General features: G+C 72.3%; 6 protein-coding genes. 4 read left to right on the top strand and 2 right to left on the bottom strand.

From position 1 onward, the window contains the following. The first annotated feature begins 199 nt into the window (after window positions 1-199). From ACOV8S_RS18295 to ACOV8S_RS18280, 4 genes are all read left to right on the top strand, one after another. Window positions 200-412, top strand: coding sequence for a helix-turn-helix domain-containing protein (locus ACOV8S_RS18295; protein ID WP_159105670.1), 213 nt, complete (start codon window positions 200-202; stop codon window positions 410-412). A 155-nt stretch (window positions 413-567) separates the two neighbouring features. Next, the gene (locus ACOV8S_RS18290; RefSeq protein WP_003948845.1) at window positions 568-666 is read left to right on the top strand and encodes a 30S ribosomal protein bS22; all 99 of its coding nucleotides are present in this window, start codon (window positions 568-570) and stop codon (window positions 664-666) included. Between the two features lie 250 nt (window positions 667-916). Continuing rightward, window positions 917-1,975 (top strand): NAD-dependent epimerase/dehydratase family protein, encoded by a 1,059-nt coding sequence (locus ACOV8S_RS18285; protein WP_448318838.1) that lies wholly within the window; start codon window positions 917-919, stop codon window positions 1,973-1,975. A gap of 14 nt (window positions 1,976-1,989) precedes the next feature. Continuing rightward, on the top strand, window positions 1,990-3,075 hold the full coding sequence (locus ACOV8S_RS18280; protein WP_448318837.1) for a lysophospholipid acyltransferase family protein: 1,086 nt from the start codon (window positions 1,990-1,992) through the stop codon (window positions 3,073-3,075). 80 nt (window positions 3,076-3,155) lie between these two features. Here the strand turns inward: ACOV8S_RS18280 and ACOV8S_RS18275 are convergent, their stop codons facing one another. Both ACOV8S_RS18275 and ACOV8S_RS18270 read right to left on the bottom strand, forming a co-directional pair. Next, on the bottom strand, window positions 3,156-4,388 hold the full coding sequence (locus tag ACOV8S_RS18275; RefSeq protein ID WP_448318836.1) for a DUF5667 domain-containing protein: 1,233 nt from the start codon (window positions 4,386-4,388) through the stop codon (window positions 3,156-3,158). Between the two features lie 222 nt (window positions 4,389-4,610). Beyond that, window positions 4,611-5,266, bottom strand: a 656-nt coding sequence (locus ACOV8S_RS18270) for an ECF subfamily RNA polymerase sigma factor, BldN family (RefSeq protein ID WP_448318835.1), incomplete at its 5' end; no start/stop codon positions are given.

Here is a 5,266-nt window from a genome sequence, read left to right as displayed (position 1 = left end):
GGGTGTGGGGCCCGGGCGGCGTCCCCCGCTTATCCGTTGCGTGCTCAATCGCGGGTGTCTGTCACGGTAGGCCGGTGATGGCTGCTCCTCTTCCCCACTCGCATCATCCGCCCCTACCTTGGGGAGTGAGCACGCAGCGACGAAGAGTCACCGGAAGGGGAAGCCGGTGGCCGTCGAGTGCGAAGGGTTCAGGTGTGTCATGGCAGCTGGCAGCGAAAGGCCTCTGAACGAGGTTCAGTTCCTTACCGTGGCGGAGGTCGCCTCGGTGATGCGCGTGTCCAAGATGACCGTGTACCGGTTGGTGCACAGCGGTCATCTGCCCGCCATCCGGGTCGGACGGTCGTTCCGGGTCCCGGAGCAAGCGGTTCACGAGTACCTTCGCGAGAGCTATGTGGGGGTGGAGACGGCCTGAGGCAGTCGCTCGCGGCGGTTCCGGGGTTCTCCCGGGCCGTCGCGCAGCCCCTCGATTACGACCTCATGGCCGGGGGAAGGTAGGCTTTCCCCTCGAAGGTCGTATGGGCCCATGGCGCCCAACGCCGAGTGATGAGAAGTGAGCGAGGGTAAGTCGTGGGCTCTGTTATCAAGAAGCGGCGCAAGCGGATGGCCAAGAAGAAGCACCGCAAGCTGCTCAAGCGCACGCGCGTCCAGCGTCGCAACAAGAAGTAACGCGACGCGGCACACGCCGCGCGAAGCGTACGTCTGCGGCCCCCCACCGGTTCGGTGGGGGGCCGCGGCCGTTCCCGGGGCGCCTTCGCGGCACCCCGTGGTGGTGTCACCGGCTCCGTGGGGCAGACGTGTGGGAGGCGTGGGCGGAGGGCGGTGGCAGCGTGAGCGCCATGCCCGCGCAACACGGAGCGGCTAAGTTGTCGCATACCGCCGGGAGGGAGCCCGCGCGGACGACGGGAGGGCGCTGGTCTTGGGCAGGATCGTGCTGGTGACCGGGGCGGCCCGGCGGCTGGGGAGCCACTTCGTGCGCCGGGTGCTCCAGGACCCGGACGTGGCGCGGGTGGTGGCGGTGGACGCCGTCACCCCGGAGCACGACCTGGGGGAGGCGCTGTTCGTGCGCGCGGACATCCGGCAGCCGGCGATCGGCCGGGTGCTGGCCGAGCACGCCGTCGACACGGTGGTCCATCTCGACGTCACCGGGACGGCGTTGGCCGGCGGCGGGCGGTCCTCGGTGAAGGAGACCAACGTCATCGGCACCATGCAGCTGCTGGGCGCCTGCCAGCAGTCGCCGACGCTGCGGCGACTGGTGGTGAAGTCCAGCACCACGGTCTACGGTTCCGCCTCCCGCGACCCCGCCGTGTTCGGCGAGGCGACGACGCCCAAGGTGCTGCCCAGCGGTGGCTTCGCCAAGGACGCCGTCGAGGTCGAGGGCTATGTGCGGGGCTTCTCGCGGCGGCGGCCGGACGTGGCGGTCTGCGTGCTGCGGTTCGCCAACATCCTCGGGCCGGGCGTGGACACCCCGCTCGCCTCCTACTTCCGTCTGCCGGTGCTGCCGACCGTGCTCGGCTACGACCCCCGGCTGCAGTTCGTCCACGAGGACGACGTCACCGACGTCCTGCTGCGGGCCTCCCGGGAGCCCGAGCGGGGGACGCTGAACAGCGGCACCTTCAACATCGCGGGGGACGGCGTCCTGACGCTGTCGCAGTGCGCGCGGCGGATGGGACGGCCGACGGCGCCGGTGCTGCTGCCCGCGGTCACCCTTACCGGGTCGTTGCTGCGGACCCTGGGGCTCTCCGACTTCTCCCCCGAGCAGATCCGGCTGCTCACCCACGGCAGGGTCGTCGACACCCACGAGATGCGCGAGATCCTCGGCTTCGAACCGCGTCACAGCACGGCGGAGACGTTCGCGGACTTCGCCTCGGCCGCCGGCCCCGGGCTCCTGCCGCCCGCCGCGCTCGCCGCGGCCGTCGACCGGATCGCCCGGCACGTGGCGCCGGACACCAGCACCCAGGCCGAGCGGCAGACGTGAGGAGCACAGTCACCATGGCGGACGCGAAGGTCATACCGTTCGACGACGACCGCGCCAGGCGCCGCTCCGCGCCCCGTGGCGCGAGGTCCGGCGACGGCGCCACGGTCCCGCTGCCGGCCCAGGGCCGCGGCGCGGGAGGTCCGGGCGACGAGGGCGCCCTCGGCAGCGGTGAGGGCCCTCCCCGCAGCGGCCAGGGCCCCTCCCACGGCGGTGGGGACGCCCCTGGCGGCGGCGAGGGCGCCCAGGGCCCGGCGCAAGGCGGCGGGCTGGAGCGGCGGCTGGCGAAGGGGCTGGCGTTCCTGCGGCGGCGGGTCACCGGTGAGTACGAGGTCGACGACTTCGGCTACGACGCCGAACTCACCGACGAGGTGCTCATGGCGATGCTGCGCCCGCTGTACGAGAAGTACTTCCGGGTCGAGGTGAAGGGCATCGAGAACATCCCCGCCGAGGGCGGGGCGCTGATCGTCGCCAACCACTCCGGAACCATCCCGCTGGACGCCCTGATGATGCAGGTCGCCGTGCACGACAAGCACCCGGCGGGCCGTCACCTGCGGCTGCTGGCCGCCGACCTGGTCTTCACCCTGCCCGTCGTCAACGAGGTCGCCCGCAAGCTCGGCCACACCCTCGCCTGCGCCGAGGACGCGTCCGAGCTGCTGGGGCGGGGCGAACTGGTCGGCGTGATGCCGGAGGGATTCAAGGGCATCGGCAAGCCGTTCGGCGAGCGGTACAAGCTGCAGCGGTTCGGCCGGGGCGGGTTCGTCTCCACGGCGCTGCGGGCGCGGGCGCCGATCATCCCGTGCTCGGTGGTCGGCGCGGAGGAGACCTATCCGATGGTGGGCAACGCCCGGACGGTGGCCCGCCTGCTGGGGCTGCCGTACTTCCCGCTCACGCCGACCTTCCCCTGGCTGGGACCGCTGGGAGCGCTGCCGCTGCCCACCAAGTGGACCATCCAGTTCGGGGAGCCGATCCCCACCGACGGGTACGCGCCCGAGGCGGCGGACGACCCGATGCTGATGTTCAACCTGACCGACCAGGTCCGGGAGGAGATCCAGCACACGCTCTACAAGCTGCTGGTCCGGCGGCGGTCGATCTTCTTCTGACCGGCCCGACAGGCATGCACAAGGCCTGACAGGCATGCGGAGGAGGGGGACGCCCGACCGGCGTCCCCCTCCTCACGGCGTCACTCCGACGCGTCCCCGCCGAGGCCGAGGCCCGGGAGGAGGTCGGGGAGCAGCGGGGGCAGCGTGACCCGGTGGCCGCGCTCCTCCTCGTCCTCCGGCTGGGAGGCCGAGCCCTGGTCCTCCTCGTCCGGCGGCTCGAACAGGCCGCCGGTGTTGCCGCCGAGCAGGCCGTCGGTGTCCGAGGACGGGGAGGCCTCGGGCTCGCCCCCGGTGCCGGTGGAGGAGCCCTTCTCGGCCTTGTCCTTGCCCGGGGCGGTGGACTCGCCCGACGGGGAGGAACCCGGGGATCCGGAGCCGGTTTCGCGGCCCGGCCTCAGGTCGTCGCCGGGCGAGGGCCCCTCGGGCAGCAGGGGCCGCAGCGGGGCGACGTCCTGCTCCATGGCGTCGAAGACCGACGAGACCTCCTCGCTCACGTCACCGAGCTGCACGGGGAGCCGGCCGCGCAGCTCGTGCCACGTCCGGCCGTGCCGTTCGGTGAAGGAGGAGAGCGCCTGGATGGGGGCCAGGGAGTCGGGGTCGCGCCGGTAGGCGTCGTGGAGCAGGCGGTGGCCCTCGACGGCGTCCTCGTGCATGCCGGAGAGGGTGCGGCGGATCTCGACCACCGATTCGTGGTCCAGGTGGCCGCCACGGCCGCGCTCCATCAGCCGCCGGGTCTCCGCGAGGCGCCGGGAGGCCTGGTCGAGCAGCATCTCGCCGCGCTCCGTGCCGTCGTCGGCGAGACCGAGACGGAAGTCCTCGATCCCGCGTTTGAGGCCGTAGAGGGAGTCACCGGGGAGGGCGTCGGAACTGGCCGCGGCCACGCCTCCGAAGGCACTGGCCGCCACGCCGACGCTCAGCCCGCCGGCGGCCAGGCCCTTGGTCAGGCGTGAGCGCGGCCGGAGCTTTCCCAGGGCGCTCGCCCGGTGGGCGCCCCGCGCCCGGGGTGAGCGCTGGTCGGGAACCTGCGCGGACACGTCTGTGCCCAGGACGCCCTCTTGGACCATGGCCTCCATGGCGGCCACCAGTTGGGCGCGCTGGACGACCTTCACCTCGGGGTCGAGCTCGGGCTTGGGCAGTTCGCCGAGACCCGCGGCGACGGCCGTCATGGCCGCCTGCCCGGTGTCTTCCGCGGCAGCGGGGTTCGGTGCCGCCGATCCCTGTGGCTGCTCGGCCGCCGTGCCCCGGTCGGACAGCTCCTCCAGGGCCTGGGCGAAGGCGTTCGCCCGCCGGTGCGCCGATACGTTCGCGATCACTGGCGGCACCTCCTCTCGTCATGACGGACGACTCCCGGCGTGGACCTCGGGGAGTCCGCAGGGAGCCTGTATCCCGGACAACGAGCGGCTGGGCACTTCGGTTACGGACTTCGGGCGGACTGGCGGTGGAATCAACCGCCTTTCACCTTAAGTGAGTTGTCGGTTGCGGAGGGTGGCCTCCCGAGACGCGGCCGCCGGGGGCGGCCGCAGGCCGTCCCCCCGTCAGCGGGCGTCGTCGGGAAGCAGCCTGGCCAGGGTGCGGACGGCGCGGTACTGCAGCGTCTTGATGGCGCCCTCGTTCTTGCCCATCACCCGCGCCGTCTCGGCGACCGAGAGCCCCTGCAGAAAACGGAGCGTGACGCATTCCTGTTGCTGGGGGTTGAGCCTTCGGACGGCGTCGAGCAGGGCGGCGTTGGACAGATGCTCCAGGACGGAGTCCTCGGGCGAGCGCTCGACCTCGTTGGCGTCGAGCATCTCGCCGGTGGTCACCTCGAGACGGAAACGGCTGGACTTGAAATGGTCGGCGACCAGGTTGCGCGCGATGGTGACCAGCCACGCGCCGAAGTCCCTGCCCTGCCAGGTGAAGGTGCCGATCCGGCGCAGGGCGCGCAGGAAGGTCTCACTGGTGAGGTCCTCGGCGGTCGCCCTGCTGTTCACCCGGTAGTAGATGTAGCGGTAGACGGTGTCGCTGTACTGGTCGTACAGCCGCCCGAAAGCCTCGGCCTCTCCTCCCTGGGCACGTTCGACCAGATCCATCATGCGGGCGCTGTCGCTGTCCGCCGCGGGACGGCGGGCGGGCGCGGCGGCGGTGGCGCCCGCGCGGCCCCTCCGGACGACCGTGCCCGAGCTCTCGGCGAGGGCGTAGCACGGGCCGGCGG

This window comes from Streptomyces sp. CO7 (genome assembly GCF_053474865.1).
Note: the sequence above shows the minus strand (reverse complement) of the source record. Positions and strands in the feature narration are given on the sequence as shown.